Consider the following 16,006-nt stretch of genomic DNA (forward strand, 5'->3'; position numbering starts at 1 on the left):
GGGAAGTGTCGGTGTACTGCCCCCCCCGCGGACCCGGAACCCGGATGCGACGCGGGGCAGTCCGGGAGCTGCCGAAGAAGAAGCGGGTGACCAGTTCTCTGCATGAAAGGTTCCTGCAGATTCTCCGATCATCATGATGCTATGATGCGGCTATGCGCACCACCATTGATCTCGACCCCACCGTCCTGAGTGCCGCCAGGGCCAAAGCGGCGGCCGAGCACATCTCCCTGGGCAGAGCGGTGTCTGAACTCGCCCTCGCCGGGCTACGCCCCGTCCGGGCGGTGCACAGTACCCGGTCAGGATTCCCCGTTCTCCACGGCGACCCCGCCCACCCGGTGACCGATGATCTCGTGGCCACGTTCCGGGACCAGGATCCGGAACCGGAAGACCACCGGGAAGACCAACCGGAAGACCACCTCTGATGCTCCTGGACGTCAACGTGCTTCTCGCCCTTACCTGGGACCAGCACATCCACCACGAGATCGCCCACGCTCGCTTCAGCGGGCTTTCCAGCTGGAGCACCTGTCCGGTCACCGAAGCCGGCCTCGTCCGGCTCCTGCTGACGGAGAAGGTCGTCGGACGGCGGGTACCCGGCCGGGAGGCCCTCGGCCAGCTGCAGGCGATCCGGCAGGTGCCCGGCTGGTCGTTCATTCCCGACGACAGGTCCCTGTCCGACCCCGTGATCGACACCCGCGTCCTCATGGGGCGGCGCCAGGTCACTGACCTCCAGCTCGTGAACATCGCGGCAGCGCACAACACCCGCCTTGCAACGTTCGACGCCGCGGTGAGGGACTCACTGGTTCCCGCGGACCGCAGGTTCGTCGAGGTCTGGAGCTGACCTGCCCGCTAGTGCGAGAAGCTGATGTCCGGCAGGATCCGGCGCAGCCATGCGGGGCACCACCACGCCGCCTCCCCCGCCAGGAGCATCAGCGCCGGCAGCAGCACCAGGCGGACCAGGAGCGCATCCAGCAGCACCGCAACTCCGAGGATCACCCCCATTTCCTTCGGCGGCAGTGGTTCAGCGAGTGCGAAGGTGAAGAACACGGCGACCATCACCGCTGCGGCAGCGAAGATGATGCGGCCGGAGTGTGCCATGCCCTCGGTCACGGCGGTGGTGGCGTCCCCGGTGCGTTCCCTGTGCTCTTTCACCGTGGCCAGCAGGAACACCGTGTAGTCCATGGCCACGGCGAAGATCATGGCGAAGAAGAACACCGGTCCCCATCCGTCGAGGAAGCCCTGGGGTTCGAATCCCAGCAGCCCGGACAGGTGCCCGTCCTGGAAGATCAGCCGGGCGACCCCGAAGGCGGCGCCGGTGGACAGGAGGCTGACGACCGTTCCCACCAGGGCGGTCAGCGGGGCCCTCAGGGCGATGAGCAGCAGGAGGAATCCGAGGACGAGGATGATCCCGACGATCACGGGGAACCACCGGTCGAGGGCGTCCTGCAGGTCGATGTTCTCCGCCGGGGCACCACCGACCAGCGCCGATTCCGGAAGGTGCTCCCGCAGGTCGGCGAGGATCCCGTTCATCGCACTGTCCGAGGGGTCGACCTCGGGGACGGCCTGGAACATCGTCAGTCCGGAGTCGTCGGAGGCGGGCGCCGCGGGGGTCACCGCGCCAATGCCCGCGGTCTGCGCCGCGGTCCGTGACGCCTCGGCGGCGTCCCCGTCGTCGACGATGATCTGCAGCATGCCCGGCGCGCCTTCACCCATGGCGTCCTGCACGAGGTGATAGCCCTGCCGGACCGGGGCGTCCTCGGGGACGACCGCGATCGAGGGCATCGCCACCTTCAGTCCGAACACCGGAAGGCAGGCGAGCACCAGCAGCGCTCCGGACCCGACAACGGCCAGCACCGGACGTCTGCGCAGGATGCCCGCCCACCGGGCGAACAGCGGTGACCGGTGCTCCTGCTTCTTCGCGTAGGGCAGGGAGACCGCGTTGACCCTGGTGCCGAGGGCCCCGAGAACGGCCGGCAGGAGGGTGAAGGACGCCGCGAGCACGAAGACCACGGCGAGCATGATCCCCACGGCCATGGTGCGCACCGCCGGGGCGGGGACCAGCAGCACGGCGGACAGGCTGACCAGCACGGTCAGGCCGGACAGCAGGACGGCCTTGCCAGCGGTCCCGTAGGTTTCACCGACGGCGGCCGCTGCGTCCGGGGCGTCCGGCCGGGACCGCAGGGCGTCACGGAAGCGTGCCACGAGGAAGAGCGCGTAGTCGATACCGAGGGCGAGAGCGAACATCAGCGCGAAGTTCATGGCCCACACGGAGATCGGGGTGACACTGTTGAGCAGGACCAGGGCTCCGGCGGATGCGACGAGGCCGGCGATGGTCAGCATCAGCGGCAGTCCCGCGGCCACGAGACTGCCGAAGGCGATGACGAGGATGAGCAGTGTCACGGGCCAGGACATCATCTCGGCCTTCATCATGGCGTCGTGGTTGGCGTGGTTGAAGTCGCTCCACAGCATCGACTGGCCGGTGGGGAAGACTTCCGTGCCTTCTGTCGCCAGCGCGGTGATGCTGTCGGAGAGGTCGTCGGCGAGTCGGACCATGTCGTCGGTGTCGGCGGCGGCGCCGGCGACGAGGATGCCGGTCTTCCCGTCCTGGCTGACGGTGACGCCGGGGGTCGGGGGCATGATCTCCGCGATGCGGTCGTCTGCGGCGAGCAGTTCGGTGGCCCGGTCGATGATGCCGGTGGTGGTGGCGTCCCCGACGGTCCCGTCCCCGGTGTGGATGACGACCTGGACGGCGGAGGAGGTGTTGCCGCCGAAGTGTTCCTGGGCGAGGTCACGCACGGCGACGGATTCGGAACCGTCGGCCTGCCATCCGGCTCCCGCCAGGGAGCTGAACACGGAGGGGGCGGCGGCACCGAGGCCGACGAGGATGAGCAGCCAGACGCCGAGGACCGGCCTGATGTGGCGGGCCGCCCAGGTTCCCCAGCGGGCGAGGGCACCGGGGGCGTCGGGTGGGGTGGTCGTGGTGTGCGGTGGTGTGTCTGTCTGTTGTGCGGTCACTGGTCTCCTCCGATGGTCGATATACCCCAGGGGGTATGCGTGCGGCACGACAATACCCGGAGGGGTATAAGCTCGCAACCATGAGACTCAACGACGACACGACCTCAGCAGCACTCGCCCGGCTGAAGCGGGCCCGCGGTCAGCTCAACGGGGTCATCGACATGCTCGAACAGGGACGCGACTGCCGGGAGGTGGTCACCCAGCTCGCCGCAGTGTCCCGGGCACTGGACAGGGCGGGGGTCAAGATCATCTCCGGCGGAATGCGCGAATGCATCCGCTCCGCCGAACGCGGGGAGCGCCCCGAACTGTCCGAGGAACAGCTGGAGAAGATGTTCCTCTCCCTGTCCTGACCGACAGCACTCCGCCGCCCTCCTGTCACCGCTGTCACCGTGCCGGCCGTCTGTCACATCTGTCACCCCGGCCAGGCCCGAAAACACGGCGACCTGCAGGTATAATCGGAAAATGCACCCCCTGAGCCGGTTCACCACCCCCGCCAGGAACTTCCGACCCGAACGCTCCGACCAGTGGAGTACAGACGTCAGCAGACGCACCTGCGTCCCCGACTGCACCACAACTGAAACCACACCTGAGACCACGACCGAGACCACACCTGAGTTCACTGTCCGACCCGCAGCTGATTCACTGACTGACCCCGCTGACGTCCCACCCGGCGCCCCACCCGGCGCTTTCCCGACTCTCTGACCGGAGCACAACACATGGATGTCGTAGACATTTCACGGTGGCAGTTCGGCATCACCACCGTCTATCACTTCATCTTCGTCCCACTCACCATCGGCCTGGCACCCATGGTCGCCGCCATGCAGACCTTCTGGCAGGTCACGAAGAACCCCGCCTGGTACCGCGCCACACGGTTCTTCGGAACCGTCCTGCTCATCAACTTCGCCATGGGAGTGGCGACCGGCATCGTGCAGGAGTTCCAGTTCGGGATGAACTGGTCCGACTACTCCCGCATGGTCGGTGACGTCTTCGGCGGGCCGCTCGCCCTCGAGGGCCTCATCGCCTTCTTCCTCGAATCCACCTTCCTCGGGCTGTGGATCTTCGGGGCCGGGAAGATTCCCGGGTGGATGCACACCGCATCCATCTGGATCGTCGCGGTGGCGGTGAACCTCTCCGCCTACTTCATCATCGTCGCGAACTCCTTCATGCAGCACCCTGTCGGTGCCGAGTACAACCCCGACACCGGCCGGGCGGAACTCACCGACATCGTCGCCCTGCTGACCAACCCCACCGCACTGGCCGCGTTCCCGCACGCCGTGGCAGGTTCACTTCTCACCGCCGGCACCTTCGTCCTCGGCATCACCGGCTGGTGGATGGTCCGTGACCACCGCTCCCGCAAAGCACTCCTGGACAGCGGCGAGATCACCGACAACGGCCGTGACGGCGGTCATGACGGCGGTCGTGACAGCGGTCGTGACGAGGACCGCCACGACCTGCACCGCCCCGCCCACCGGCTGGCCTGGTGGACCACCCTCGTCTCGACGATTGCCGTGTTCCTCACCGGTGACACGCAGGCGAAACTCATGTTCGTCCAGCAACCGATGAAGATGGCGTCCGCGGAGTCCCTCTGCCACACCGAGACCGACCCCATGTTCTCCGTGCTCACGATCGGAACCCACAACAACTGTGAGTCCGTCATCCACCTCATCGAGGTTCCCTGGGTTCTGCCGTTCCTCGCCGAAGGGAAGTTCAACGGCGTCACCTTGCAGGGTGTGGAGGACCTGCAGCGCGAATCCGAGATGCTCTACGGCGCAGGCAACTACTCCCCCAACCTTTTCGTGACCTACTGGGCGTTCCGGGCGATGATCGGCCTCCTCGCCGGCTCCGTCGCGCTCCTCGCCGCCAGCTGGTGGTTCACCCGCAGAGGCCGGGTCCCCGAGGGCCGCGCCGGCACCCTGTTCAGCTGGATCTGCCTCATCGCGATCCCCACCCCCTTCCTCGCGAACTCCGCCGGGTGGATCTTCACCGAGATGGGACGCCAACCCTGGGTGGTCCACCCCAACCCCGACTCCGTCGGCGATTCCCGCACCGAGATGATCCGGCTGACGGTGGACATGGGTGTCTCCGACCACGCACCCTGGACCGTGATCGTCACCCTTGTCGGATTCACCCTGCTCTACGCGGCACTGGCGGTGATCTGGTTCTGGCTGATCCGCCGTGTCATCCTCGCCGGCCCTCCCCCGGAGGACGGGCCGAACCCGGCCGCCACCGTCGGCGCCGGATTCGGGCTCACCGGGAAGGACGCCACGACCGGTTCCGGGGACGGTCCGGAACCCGTCCGCTTCAGCGCCACCGGCTCCGGAAAGGAGTTCTGACATGTCCGCCCTCGACCTCCCCGTCCTCTGGTTCATCCTCGTCACCGTGCTTTTCGCCGGTTACTTCCTGCTCGAAGGTTTCGACTTCGGCGTCGGAATGCTCCTGCCGTTCACCTCACGCCGCACCGACTCCCCCGCCGCCGCGGACGCCGCGCGCACCGGCGCCGTCCGCACCATCGGACCGGTGTGGGACGGCAACGAAGTCTGGCTGATCACCGCCGGCGGTGCCCTGTTCGCCGCCTTCCCCGGCTGGTACGCCGCCCTGTTCTCCGGCTTCTACCTGCCCCTGTTCCTCATCCTCGTCGCACTGATCCTCCGGGCCGTGGCCCTGGAATGGAGAGGAAAGGTCGACACCCTGCGTTGGAGGCGGCGCTGCGACCTGACCGTCACCGTCTCCTCCTGGCTCCCGCCGGTCCTGTGGGGTGTGGCCTTCTCCAACCTCGTCCGCGGCGTCCCCCTGGACGCCGACCAGAACATGGACAGCGGACTGTCCACCCTCATCGGACTGCTCAACCCCTATGCGCTGCTGGGCGGCGCCGCCTTCACCTGTGTCTTCCTCATGCACGGTCTGAGCTTCCTGCGTCTGCGCACCGCCGGTGACCTCCGGCAGCGGACCACCCGGGCCGTCGTCCCCGTCACCGTCCTCGCCGCGGTCACCGGTGGAGCGTTCATCCTGTGGACCCAGCTCGCCCACGGCAAGAACTGGACCTGGGCGGTCACCGTCCTCGCCGTCGCCGGCGTGCTCCTCGGGGTCCTCGCGATGCTCCGCGACCGTGACGCGACAGCCTTCATCTCCACCGCCGTCACCGTGATCTCCACTGTCGTCCTGCTCTTCGGCTCCCTGTACCCGTGGCTGATGCCCACCACCCTGGCGGACGGGGTGGGCCTGGACATCCGCAACGCCTCCTCCGCCGACTACACGCTGACCGTGATGACCTGGTCGGCCCTGTTCATGGTCCCGCTCGTCCTCGCCTACCAGGGATGGACCTACTGGGTGTTCCGCAGGCGCGTCACCTCGGCGCCGGTCACCGGAACACCACAGTCATGAGCAGAGGCCCGGTCGACCCCCGACTGCTGCAGCTGTCCGGTCCGACCCGGAGGTGGACCGCCGTCCTCGCCGTGGTGACGGCCCTGCGGACGGTCGCGCTGGTGATCTCCGGCATCATCGTCGGGCGGACCTCAGCCTCCGTCATCACCGACGGTACGGGTCTCGCCGACCACCGGGCGGCGCTCGGCGTCCTCGCTCTCCTCGTCATCGCCCGCACCGCACTCGCCTGGGTGGAACAGCGCTACAGTCACCGTGCCGCGGCGCAGGCCACCGAAGACCTCCGGGTCCGGGCACTGACGATGCTGGCCCACCGCGATCCCCGGACCGTGGACCGGGCGGAATGGCGCACCCTCCTCACCGAAGGGACGGAGGGCCTGGGCCCCTACCTCACCGGCTACCTGCCGGCCCTGATGTCCACCGCCCTGGCGACCCCCGCGGTCCTGCTGGTGGTGTGGTTCCTGGACGCCGGGTCCGCGATAGTCGCCGTGGTCACCCTGCCGCTGATACCGGTGTTCATGTGGCTTGTCGGCACTCTCACCGCCGGGCGCACGGAAAAGAAGCTCATGACCCTCGGCGTCCTGTCCGACCAGCTGCTCGACCTGGTCACCGGCCTGCCGACCCTGCGCGCACTGGGGCGTCTCTCCGCCCCCGTCGCCGAGGTCCGGCGACTGTCCGACCGACACCGTCGTTCCACCGTGGAGGTGCTGCGTATCGCATTCCTGTCCTCGATGGTCCTGGAGTTCCTCGCGACACTGTCGATCGCCCTCGTCGCCGTGGGGATCGGGTTCCGTCTTCTCGACGGGTCCATGACCCTGGCCGCCGGGCTGACCGTGCTGATCATCATCCCCGAGGTGTACAACCCTGTCCGCCAGGTCGGAACCCGGTTCCATGACGCCCGCGACGGGATCGTCGCGGTGGACCGGATCCTCACCCTCCTCACCGCCCGTTCCGACGGGGACACCACGGCACACCCCGGCACGACCGGGGAAGCCGGGGGACGGGTGAGCGAAGAACGCGACGCACAGGACGGGCAGGGCGGGCAGGGCCTGACCGTCACCTTCGACCACCTCTCCGCCACCGGACGTGACGGCCCCCGACCCCGCGACGTCACCGGCACCGCACGCCCCGGACAGCTCACCGTCCTGACCGGCCCGAACGGTGCCGGGAAGACCACCGCCCTGCTGGCACTGCTCGGTATCGCGACCGACGGGGTCACCGGCACCGCCCGGGTCACCGCAGGGCCGGGGACCGGACCACGCCTCACCGGCACCGAACTCTGGGACCGGACCTCCTACCTGCCGCAACGACCTGTCCTCGACACGGCGGACGCCACGGCCGTCGGCGACACCTCCGGACTGTCCCTGGGGCAACGGCAACGGGCGGCGGTCCACGCCGAACTCGACCGCAGTCGCACGACCGGTCGTGACCTGCTGCTCCTCGACGAACCGACAGCCCACCTGGACACCCCCAACGCCAGGACCATGGTCGAGGCCCTGCGCCGGCGGGCTGCGGAAGGCGCGACGGTGCTCATCGCCTCCCACGACCCCCTGGTCACCGCCGCAGCAGACCACCACATCGAGGTGAGACCGTGAACGTGACACGTACCCTGGCCGCCGCCCGCCCCCTCACCGGACTGAGGACCCGTGACCTCGTGGCACCGGTGGCTTCGGGAACGGCGACACTCCTGGCGTCGCTCACCCTGACCGTCGTCTCCGCCTGGCTGATCACCCGGGCCTGGCAGATGCCGCCGGTGATGGACCTGACCGTGGCCGTCACCGCTGTGCGAGCACTCGGCATCTCCCGTGCCGCGTTCCGCTACACCGACCGGCTCAGCGCCCACGGGCTCGCCCTGCGCTGCGCCGCCACCGCCAGGGTGAACGCCTACCGCCGTCTCGCGGCGGCCCCGGCGTCCCGGACCGCGGCCCTGGGACGGGGGGAACTGGTCACCAGACTCACCGACGACATCGACGCCGTCTCCGACGTCATCGTCCGTTCGGTCGTCCCCGCCCTGGTCGCGGTGGTCACCGGCGTCATCGCCGTCGGCTTCGCCGCCGCCCTGTCGCTCCCCGCCGCAGCCGTTCTGGCTGCCGGCCTGCTGATCGCCGGTGTCGCCGCACCCTGGGCGGTGTCCAGGTCGGTGCGCACCGCTGAACGGCAACGGGCGGACGCCGTGTACCGCTACGCGGAGTCCGTGGACCGGGTGCTCACCGGTTCCGCCGCCCTGCGGGTGCGGGGGACCCTGGGCACCGCCCTGTCCCACGCGGGTGACGCCGCCCGCGGTCTCACCGCTGCGGCGGAAAGTGGTGCGCCCGCGCGTGCCACCGGGGCGGGACTGTCCGCCTTCGCCTCGGCGGTGACGGTGCTGGGGGTGCTGGTCGTGGCGACCGTCGGTTTCCAGTACGCCTCCCACTCCCCCCAGTGGTTCGGTGTGCTCGTGCTGCTCGCCACAGGTGCATTCGAGGCGACCTCCGTCCTCCCGGCCGCCGCGGAGGCCGCCACCCGTGCCTCGGGGGCGGCCGCCCGACTCGCTTCACTGACCGGTCCGGAGACCCCCGGGGACCGGGCCGGCGGCACGTCAGATACAGAGGGCACGTCCGGGGGCGCCGCCGCCACGGTCGGCGACACCCCGCACCTGCAGGCGGTCGGCCTGGCATACGGCCGGGACCATGTCCTGGGCATCACGGACCTCGACCTGCCGTTCGGTACGGTCCACACGGTCACCGCGGCGTCCGGCACGGGCAAGACCACTCTGCTGCTCACCCTCGCCGGGCTGCTCCCACCCCTGCACGGAACGGTGACCCTCGACGGGGTCCCGCTCACGGACCTCGACCCGGAACTGCTGCACCGGACCGTCTCCTACCTGCCCGAGGACGCCCACGTCTTCGCCACGACCGTGCGGGACAATCTCGCCGTCGGGGCACCGGACGCCCCGGACGACCTGATGCGCGCCACCCTCACGGCCGTGGGGCTCAGGGACTGGGTGGACGCGCTCCCGCACGGACTGTCCACGGTGCTGGCGGACGGTCCCGACAGTCTGTCCGGTGGGCAACGCCGCCGGCTCCTGCTCGCCCGGATGCTGCTCACCGACGCCCCGGTGCTGCTGCTCGACGAACCTTTCGAGCACCTTGACGCCGACGGCGCCACGGAACTGGAGGGACTGTTCACCGCACCCCGACTGCCCGGGGCCAGGACCCGCCGCACGGTGGTCATTGTCCGGCACCCCCGGTGAGACTGTCCCAGAGCCGGACGTCGAACCGGAGTCCCGCCGCGGCGGCGGCCGACATGTGCCGCACCGCATTGTCGAGCTTCGACCCCCACGTCCACACCGCCACCGGGGCATTGCCTTTGACCAGGGCACTCATGATCTGACGGTCGTCGGCGACGATGCGGGCCACCACGGGACCGTAGTTGAGCTGAAGCACCGAGATGAACATCTGCAGGCGCAGGGTCAGGGAATGGAAGGTGCGCGCGGACTGGCGGAGACCGGCCGCCTCCGCCAGTTCCTGCTGGAAGTACAGGTCGGCCTGGTCGACGCGCACGGCGTCCCCCCGTTCTGCGGCGGCCTCCAGCATCCGCAGTGCCGTCTGTGCGCCGAGCAGCCGGTGGCGGGGCACTGCCGCACAGGCACGCAGGAGGACGGTGCCGACCTGCAGACGCGCGGCGTAGAGGTCGATGATGTCCGCGCCGGTGACGAGGGGCAGGGAGAACACACCGTCCCGGGATTCCAGCAGGCCGTCGTCGGCGAGACGTCGCATCGCCGCGCGCACCACGGACTGCCGTATGCCCATGTGGGACGCCAGGACACCGCCGGTGACACGGTCGCCGGCGGAGAAGCCGGAGTCGGTGATCTCCTTGCGCAGGGCGACGGCGACCTGTTCAGCCGGTGAGAGTTCCCCTCCCGCCGTCCCCTGCCACCCTGGTCCGGGAACCTGCCACCCTGTGCTGAATGAGTCAGAAACCGGTTCACTGTCTCGCTCACCGGACATGCCGCCGTAACGGTCTGCGTGGCCTGCACGCAGGCCTGTGCCTGAACCTGTACCCGGAGCTGTGCCCGGACCTGTGCCCGGGTCGGACCGTCTCCACCTCACCCCGTGCAGGCCCTGCCCGACCCGGACGGACAGTGCGGAGAGCAGATCCCCGGGCACCGCGTCCACGCTGCGTCCGCAGGCCTCCAGAAGGCCTGCCGTCTGGGACAGGAACGCCTCCCAGGTCTGCTGTCCCGGCTCCCAGCACACCCGTACCGTGTCCGCCCCCAAACTGTCCCCGTCCACCGGGGGCCCGGCCGCTCCGTCCCCGGGTACACCGCCCCCGGGTTCACGCCGGGTGGTCGGCCAGGCGTCCGCCCCGGAGATCCGCAGCGCCGCCATGACCGCGGTCGCCCGCCTGTCGAAGGCCTGCAGTTCCCCCGGCATGTCGGCGCCTCCTGTACTGAATTCCACACTGATCCGCGGAAAACTCACCGTGAAGGCGGAGAACCGCAGGCTGCGGTGACCGTGTTCCACCCGGAGCAGGTCACCTCCCCGCCGTATCCGGCGCATCGCACGGCTGACCAGGGTCTGGCTCAGTCCGGTCATCAACGCGATGCGGCGGGTGCTGTACTCGTGTCCGCCCACCCGCGGCCCGGCGACGGCGAGGACCCCGGCGACGACGGCGTCCGCCTGTTCCTGGATCCGGGGCCGCCCTCTCGCCGCGGCACCCGCCTGAGCTCCTGTGGCCATGGCCGCATTCTCGCACCCGCCTTTCTGACTCACAACCCCCCGGAGACCGGAACTGCCGCTTCACACCGGAAGGACCTGCGCCGCACACTGCACTCCCGACCCCGGGAAGTCCCCCACGGAAGAGCCCCCACAGAAGACCCCACGGAAGAAAGGCCCGGCACCACCATGACCGACCCGAACACCACCCCGACCACCGGGCTGACCCGCCTGGCAGACGCCGCCACCGGGAAAGTCCGGGCCTGGCTCACCGCCGCCCGTCCGGAAGGCCGGGGAACAGCCGCAGGCACCGGTGCCGCCCGACGCCTCGCCGCCGTCCTCTCCGACCCTCAGGGCCTCGACTTCGCCGTCGGGTTCGTCGACCGCGTGGTACGCACCGAGGACCCGGACGCTGCGGCAAGAGCCCTCGCCGACCTCGGGGAAATCACCCCGAAAACCCTCTCCCTCCTCGACCGTGCCCAGATCAGGGCAGGTGCGGCACTGGCCACCACCCTGCCCCGGGTGGTGGTCCCGGTGGCGAAGTCCCGCATCCGTTCCATGGTCGGGCACATGGTCGTCGACGCCGACGACCGGCCGCTGGGCAGGGCCGTCGCCACCCTCACCGCCGGCGGACACCGGCTGAACATCAACCTGCTCGGGGAGGCGGTCCTCGGCGAGGACGAGGCCGACCACCACCTCGCGGAGACCCGCCGACTGCTCGCCCGGGACGACATCGACTACGTCTCGGTCAAGGCGTCCTCCGTCGCCTCCCAGATCAACATGTGGGGCTACCGCGACACCGTCGACTATGTCGTCGACCGGCTCACCCCTCTCTACCTCGAGGCGGCGAAGGCACCCGCCGGGTCGAAGTTCATCAACCTCGACATGGAGGAGTACCGGGACCTCAAACTCACCGTCGCTGTGTTCCGGAGGCTGATGAGTCTGCCGGAGACGAAACACCTCGAGGCCGGCATCGTTCTCCAGGCCTACCTGCCCGACGCCCTCGCCGCGATGGAGGAACTGGCCGCCTTCGGCGCCCGACGGGTGGACGCCGGGGGTGCGGGGATCAAGGTCCGACTCGTCAAGGGTGCGAACCTGGCGATGGAGACGGTGCACGCCGAGATGCAGGGGTGGCCGCTGGTCACCTGCCCGTCCAAGGAGGCCACCGACGCCAACTACAAGCTTGTCCTGCACCGGACCCTGACCAGGGACAGTCTCCGCGGGCTGCGGTTGGGCGTGGCCGGACACAACCTCTTCGACATCGCCTTCGCGCATCTCCTGTCCGTCGAACGCGGCGTCTCCGACAAGGTCGAGTTCGAGATGCTGCAGGGCATGGCCGGTGACCAGGCCGGTGCGGTGAGCAGGGACGTGGGCCAGCTGCTGCTCTACGTGCCGGCGGTGCGCCCCAGCGAGTTCGACGTCGCGGTGTCCTACCTCGTCCGGCGTCTGGAGGAGAACTCCGCCCCCACCAACTTCATGTCCGGGATCTTCAGGATCGCCCCGGACAACGACGTCTTCCGCCGGGAGGAACGCCGGTTCCGGTCCTCCCTGGCGGACCTGGCGGTACTGCTGCAGGAACAGGGCGGCACACCTCCGGCCCCCAACCGCCGGCAGGACCGTTCCTCCGAGGTCCTTACGGAGACCAGCTACCTTGACACTCCGCTGCCCGGGTTCCGGAGTGAACCGGACACCGACCCCTCCCTCACCGCCAACCAGGACTGGGCCGCCGCAGCTGTCGCCCGGTCCGCGGAACCCGGGTTCCTCGACCAGCTGCCCTCACCGGAGTCCGTGACGGAGGCGGACATCGACCCTCTCGTCGCCTCGGTCACCGCCGCCGCCGGACGGTGGGCCGCCCGGCCCGCCCATGAGCGCGCGGCAGTCCTCTACCGGGCCGCGGACATCCTCGCCTCCCGCCGTGGTCACCTGGTCTCGGTCGCGGCCGCCGAGGTCGGAAAATCTGTGGCCCAGTCCGACACGGAGATTTCCGAGGCAGTCGACTTCGCCCGCTACTACGCGCACAGTGCGGAGGATCTGGACAGGGTCCGTCACGCCAGGTTCACCCCGGACAAGGTGGTGCTGGTGACCCCGCCGTGGAACTTCCCGCTGGCCATCCCCGCCGGAGGTACCTTCGCCGCCCTCGCCGCCGGTGCCGGTGTCATCCACAAACCCTCGAAGCCCAGTCCCCACTGCTCGATGGCGGTACTGGAGGCACTGTGGGACGCCGGTGTCCCCCGTGACCTGCTGCGCGGGGTGTACCCGGCCGAGCGGGCCACCGGCCGGACACTGGTCAGCCACCCCGGTATCTCCCGGGTGATCCTCACGGGTTCCTCGGACACCGCCGCGATGTTCTCGTCCTGGCGTCCCGGGCTGCGCATCAACGGGGAGACCTCCGGCAAGAACGCGATCATCGTCACCCCTTCCGCCGACCGTGACCTGGCGGTCGCCGACCTGGTGTCCTCGGCGTTCGGCCATGCGGGGCAGAAGTGTTCGGCGGCGTCCCTCGGTATTCTCGTCGGGTCCGTCGCCGACTCGGAACGTTTCCTGCGCCAGCTCGTGGACGCCACCTCTTCGTTGACCGTGGACTGGCCGACGAATCTGCGTGCGACGACGGGACCGCTGACCGAACTGCCCTCCGACAAACTGACCCGCGCGCTGACGACCCTCGAGGACGGTGAGGAATGGCTGGTCACCCCACGTCAGCTGGACGGGACGGGACGCCTGTGGTCGCCGGGGATCCGGACGAACGTGCAGCCCGGCTCCTTCTTCCACCTCACCGAAGTTTTCGGCCCGGTGCTCGGGCTGATGAGGGCCGATACCCTGGAGGACGCCCTGGACCTGCAGAACGCCACCGAGTTCGGGCTCACCGGAGGTATCCACAGCCTGGACGTCGCCGAGGTCCGCAGGTGGCTGGATAAGGTGCGCGTGGGAAACGCCTACGTCAACCGGGGCATCACCGGGGCGATCGTGCGGCGCCAGCCCTTCGGCGGGTGGAAGAAGTCCTCGGTGGGGCTGGGGTCGAAGGCCGGCGGCCCGAACTATGTGATGCTCATGGGCACCTGGTCCGATGACGCCGGGGCGCCTGATCCTGGTACAGGGCCGGGTGACGGTACCGGGGTGACCGGGGACGCGTCAGGGGCGGTTGACGCCTTCCTCACCGCCCTGGGCCGGTCCGCGTCCGTCGACGACGCCGACCTCGCCTGGCTCACCACCGCCGCGCTCGACGACAGGGACACCTGGAACACGGAGTTCGGGATACCACGTGACGTCACCGGCCTGCACAGTGAGGCGAACATCTTCCGCTACCTGCCCACGGAGGTTGTGCTGCGGGTCAGCGCGGACGCCACGGCCGTGGAGGTGGCACGCACCCTCGCCGCCGCCCGGCGCGCCGCAGCACCGGTCCAGGTTCTCGCCGATCCTGCCGTGGACCCCCGGGTGACTGAGGTGCTGGCGACGGCGACGGACACCCTGGGCACTCCCCCCGCCCGCACCGTCGACGACGCCACCTTCACCTCACTGCTGCTCTTCGACGCCCTCGGCGACGAGCCTGCCAGGGTCCGTTTCGTCGGACGTGTCGCCGACACCACACTGGAAGAGCTGGCGGGGCGCCCTGACGTCACCGTCCTCGACGACGCCGTCACCGCCTCGGGCCGGGTCGAACTGCGCTACTGGCTGAAGGAGCAGTCGTTGGCGGTCACCCTGCACCGTTTCGGCAACCCCTCCCCGGACTTCCACGCCCTGGCGGAGGAACTGACAGGTCAGGGACGTCTCAGATCCTGAGGTTCTGGTCGACGGGCCGGATCATCACCGTGTCCACGTCCATGTGCGCCGGGCGGTCCGCCACCCAGCGGACGGTCTCGGCGATGTCCCCCGCCTGCAGGTTGAGGACATCGGCGTAGACCGCTCCGGCACGTCCGGCGTCCCCCTTGAACCGGTTCAGGCTGAAGTCGGTGGCCACCCTGCCCGGGTCGATCTGGCAGACGCGCACTCCCTCGTCGGCGAACTCGATGCGCATCACGTCGGTCAGCGCCGTCTCACCGAACTTCGCGGCGTTGTACCCCGCCCCACCCCGGTAGCCCCACCGTCCCGCGACGGAGACGATGTTGATGACCTGGGGTGCGGCGGTCTTCTTCAGCTCGCTGAACAGGGCCCGGGTGACCTGGAGTGTCCCGATGACGTTCGCCTCGTACATCCAGCGCCAGTCCCCGATGTCGGCGTCGAGGACGCTGTCGAGGCCGCGCGCACCGCCGGCATTGTTGACCAGCAGGTCCACGCCGCCGAGCCCGGCGACGCGGGTGGCCAGGGCGTCCACGGATCCGGGGTCGGTGACGTCGAGGGTGATGACGTGGGTGGTGGCGTCCGGGGTCTCCGCGGCGATCCGGGACGCCACCTGCCTGAGTTTCTCCTCCCTCCGGGCAGCCAGGACCACGTCCCAGCCGTCGGCGGCGAGGGCGAGGGCGGTGGCCTCCCCGATCCCCGCGGACGCGCCGGTGACGACGGCGAGTCGGCGGGCACGGGAGGGCCCTGATGCGGGGACGGACGCGGGCACTGAAGCGGGCACGGTGCTGTCTGAAGCGCTCATGTCCGCGATGGTACCGCCGGGCTGCCCGGATGCTGCCGCACCTGGTCCGCTTATGCTCGACACATGCCTGACACTCCTCGTTTCGACCCCCGTGCCGCCCGCCTCAACGCAGCACGCAGGGAGAGTGACCTCACAGGTCTCAGGGAACGGTCCGCGAATCCTGCCCGTGGCCCGGAGAGGATCGATGTCCTTGTCATCGGTGCCGGTGTCACCGGCGCAGGTGCCGCCCTGGACGCCGCCACCCGGGGTCTCGACGTCCTTCTCGTCGATGCCGGTGACCTGGGGGGACCGGCCGGCCCGGTCAGCCCGGTCAGCCCCGGGGTACCGGGCGGGCCGGTCC

General features: G+C 69.6%; 12 protein-coding genes. 9 read left to right on the top strand and 3 right to left on the bottom strand.

Annotated features, from left to right (window positions below):
* Positions 1 to 152 precede the first annotated feature (152 nt).
* Positions 153 to 422, top strand: a complete 270-nt coding sequence (locus E0E18_RS07820) for a CopG family transcriptional regulator (RefSeq protein ID WP_130840078.1) — start codon at positions 153 to 155, stop codon at positions 420 to 422.
* On the top strand, positions 422 to 838 hold the full coding sequence (locus E0E18_RS07825; RefSeq protein ID WP_078057162.1) for a TA system VapC family ribonuclease toxin: 417 nt from the start codon (positions 422 to 424) through the stop codon (positions 836 to 838). Before E0E18_RS07820 ends, E0E18_RS07825 begins: the two co-directional genes overlap by 1 nt.
* Positions 839 to 846: 8 nt before the next feature.
* On the opposite strand, the gene E0E18_RS07830 is transcribed toward E0E18_RS07825, so the two are convergent.
* Entirely contained in the window at positions 847 to 3,012 is a 2,166-nt protein-coding gene (locus tag E0E18_RS07830) for an MMPL family transporter (protein WP_174217088.1), read from the bottom strand.
* Positions 3,013 to 3,092: 80 nt separating this feature from the next.
* Here E0E18_RS07830 and E0E18_RS07835 point away from each other — a divergent pair, with 80 nt between their 5' ends.
* The 5 genes from E0E18_RS07835 (at position 3,093) to cydC (ending at position 9,622) form a co-directional block, all read left to right on the top strand.
* The gene (locus E0E18_RS07835; RefSeq protein WP_110480853.1) at positions 3,093 to 3,362 is read left to right on the top strand and encodes a metal-sensitive transcriptional regulator; all 270 of its coding nucleotides are present in this window, start codon (positions 3,093 to 3,095) and stop codon (positions 3,360 to 3,362) included.
* A 366-nt stretch (positions 3,363 to 3,728) separates the two neighbouring features.
* Positions 3,729 to 5,345 carry a cytochrome ubiquinol oxidase subunit I gene (locus E0E18_RS07840; RefSeq protein ID WP_130840080.1) on the top strand — a complete coding sequence of 539 codons (1,617 nt, stop codon included), beginning with the start codon at positions 3,729 to 3,731 and terminating at the stop codon, positions 5,343 to 5,345.
* 1 nt (position 5,346) lies between these two features.
* A complete protein-coding gene (gene cydB, locus E0E18_RS07845; RefSeq protein ID WP_066585341.1) occupies positions 5,347 to 6,393 on the top strand; it encodes a cytochrome d ubiquinol oxidase subunit II in 1,047 nt (348 codons plus the stop codon).
* The gene (locus E0E18_RS07850; protein ID WP_130840082.1) at positions 6,390 to 7,985 is read left to right on the top strand and encodes an ABC transporter ATP-binding protein/permease; all 1,596 of its coding nucleotides are present in this window, start codon (positions 6,390 to 6,392) and stop codon (positions 7,983 to 7,985) included. Before cydB ends, E0E18_RS07850 begins: the two co-directional genes overlap by 4 nt.
* Positions 7,982 to 9,622: a thiol reductant ABC exporter subunit CydC gene (cydC, locus tag E0E18_RS07855; protein WP_237559691.1), complete on the top strand. Its 1,641-nt coding sequence runs from the start codon at positions 7,982 to 7,984 to the stop codon at positions 9,620 to 9,622. The genes E0E18_RS07850 and cydC overlap by 4 nt, the downstream gene beginning before the upstream one ends.
* Here cydC and E0E18_RS07860 read toward each other — a convergent pair.
* Positions 9,600 to 11,111, bottom strand: a complete 1,512-nt coding sequence (locus E0E18_RS07860) for a GntR family transcriptional regulator (protein WP_130840085.1) — start codon at positions 11,109 to 11,111, stop codon at positions 9,600 to 9,602. The two genes, cydC and E0E18_RS07860, sit on opposite strands and share 23 nt — an antisense overlap.
* A 165-nt stretch (positions 11,112 to 11,276) precedes the next feature.
* Between E0E18_RS07860 and E0E18_RS07865 the strand changes: the two genes are divergently transcribed.
* The gene (locus tag E0E18_RS07865) at positions 11,277 to 14,864 is read left to right on the top strand and encodes a proline dehydrogenase family protein (RefSeq protein WP_130840088.1); all 3,588 of its coding nucleotides are present in this window, start codon (positions 11,277 to 11,279) and stop codon (positions 14,862 to 14,864) included.
* Here E0E18_RS07865 and E0E18_RS07870 read toward each other — a convergent pair.
* Positions 14,854 to 15,666, bottom strand: a complete 813-nt coding sequence (locus tag E0E18_RS07870; protein WP_130840091.1) for an SDR family oxidoreductase — start codon at positions 15,664 to 15,666, stop codon at positions 14,854 to 14,856. The genes E0E18_RS07865 and E0E18_RS07870 overlap by 11 nt on opposite strands.
* A 63-nt stretch (positions 15,667 to 15,729) precedes the next feature.
* Here E0E18_RS07870 and E0E18_RS13995 point away from each other — a divergent pair.
* Positions 15,730 to 16,006, top strand: a 277-nt coding sequence (locus E0E18_RS13995; protein ID WP_130841328.1) for an FAD-dependent oxidoreductase, incomplete at its 3' end; no start/stop codon positions are given.

The organism is Corynebacterium neomassiliense, assembly GCF_900626215.1.
Classification (GTDB): Bacteria; Actinomycetota; Actinomycetes; order Mycobacteriales; family Mycobacteriaceae; genus Corynebacterium; species Corynebacterium neomassiliense.